This window comes from Mesorhizobium sp. M8A.F.Ca.ET.021.01.1.1, from assembly GCF_003998025.1.
Taxonomy (GTDB): Bacteria; Pseudomonadota; Alphaproteobacteria; order Rhizobiales; family Rhizobiaceae; genus Mesorhizobium.
Genome location: NZ_RZSJ01000642.1, coordinates 1 through 1,788, shown reverse-complemented (window position 1 = coordinate 1,788; position 1,788 = coordinate 1). Strand labels below are relative to the sequence as shown.

Annotated in this window: 2 protein-coding genes; one reads left to right on the top strand and one right to left on the bottom strand. The window is 64.6% G+C overall.

Annotated features, from left to right (window positions below; translation table 11 throughout):
* Positions 1–1,328 (bottom strand): MFS transporter (locus tag EOA36_RS31345; protein WP_245464522.1); only part of this gene is annotated, 1,328 nt, incomplete at its 3' end.
* 151 nt (positions 1,329–1,479) lie between these two features.
* Here EOA36_RS31345 and EOA36_RS31340 point away from each other — a divergent pair.
* A partial coding sequence (locus EOA36_RS31340; RefSeq protein ID WP_127280749.1) for a TMEM175 family protein occupies positions 1,480–1,788 on the top strand: 309 nt, incomplete at its 3' end.

Below are 1,788 nucleotides of genomic sequence, written 5' to 3'. Positions count from 1 at the left end.
GCGTAGATCCAGGCAGCGAGCGACCCCATCGCCGCCACCGCGATCAGACCGCCGATGCGCGAGACGGCGTTGTTGATGCCGGAAGCCGCGCCGGTGTCCTTGTCTTCCACCGCCGTCATGATCGCGGTCGACAATGGCGACACGACCAACGCCATGCCGAGTCCCATCAGCGCCATCAACGGGAAGATGCCAGTCCAGAAATGGTGAAAGCCGGCATGGGTGAGCAAGGCCAGCCCGGCGAAGGCAATCGCCACGATCAGACTGCCGCAGGCAATTGGAAGACGTGGCCCGATCCGGTCCGACAGCTTGCCGACGGGTCCTGACAAAAGCGCGATCGCTGCGGACAGCGGCAGGAAGATGAAGCCGACCCCGGCCGTGCTCAGCCCCCAACCGGCTATCAGCAGCATCGGCAGGTAAAAAAGATTGGCCGACAGCGCGAAATAGAGGAAGAACGTCGCGACATTGGCCCCGGCGAAAGCACCGATGCGAAACAGGCTGAGGTCGATCATCGGCTCGCGCTGCCGCCGCTCGAACAGGATGAAGACTACAAGCAGCACGGCGCCGGCGGCAATCGTTGGACCGGCCATGCGGCTCTCGCCGCTGGCGCTCATCGAAGTCAGCCCATAAGCGAGCGCTCCGAAGGCCAGCGTCGCAAGCGCACCACCGGCAAGGTCAAGGCTGCGTTTCTGCGTCGGCGCATCGGCCGGAATCTTGGCGAGCAGCAGATAGATCGAGATCAGGCCGAGTGGCAGGTTGACGGCAAAGATCGCCCGCCAGATGCCATCGCCGAAAGCCGACAGCACCAGGCCGCCGAGCACCGGGCCGAGAGCGGTGGTCAGCGCCGAGGCCGCCGCCCAGATGCCGATCGCGCGACCGCGTTCCTTCTTCGGATAAGCCTTGGCGATGATGGCGAGACTGCCCGGCACCATGATCGCGGCGCCAATCCCCTGGAGAGCGCGAAAAGCGATCAGCACGACAGCGTTCGGCGCCAGCGCACAGGCAAGCGAGGCCGCGACGAACAGCGCAATGCCGGCCACGAAAGCACGGCGGAGCCCGAACCGGTCGCCTGCAGCACCGCCGGCGAGGATCAGCGCCGAGAGCGTCAGCGCATAGGCATTGGAGATCCACTGCGCCTCGGCAAGGCTGGCGCCGAGGTTGACGCGGATCGCCGGCATGGCGATCGCCAGGATCGACCCGTCGATGAAGCCGAGCGCCGAGGCCAGGATCGCCGCGACCAGCACATAACGCCGCTGCGATTGCGGGCAGAACGTGCCATTCGCGACCGGAGCGGTCAGCGGAACGGCGGCGGCTTCATTGGGTGAATGCATGCCACCTGATTAGACCGGCGGCGCACCGGCAACAACCAGCCAGAGACTGGTTGCCCTTGAAACCAGCCCTATTGCTAGGGATCGCATCTGCCCCGATGCAAACCGCGGCAGTCATGCTAGGTTTTCTCCAGAGCCGGGGGCAGGAGATTCGATGAAGCGTCCACTCGAAGCCTCCGTTGAGGGGCGCGGCCGTATCGTCGGTATCACCGATGGCGTATTCGCCATCGCGCTTACCCTGATCGTGCTCGAGATCAGGGTGCCGGTGCATCAGGCGATTCATTCCGAACACGATCTGCTTGTCGCCATCGCCGCACTGGCGCCCCGCTTTCTGACCTATGCCTTGAGCTTCCTGACCCTGACCATCTTCTGGTTCGGCCAGCAGGCGCAGCATGGTTTGATCGCCAAATCCGACAGGCGGCTGGCCACGCTGAACCTGTGCTTTCTCGCCTTCATCGCGCTC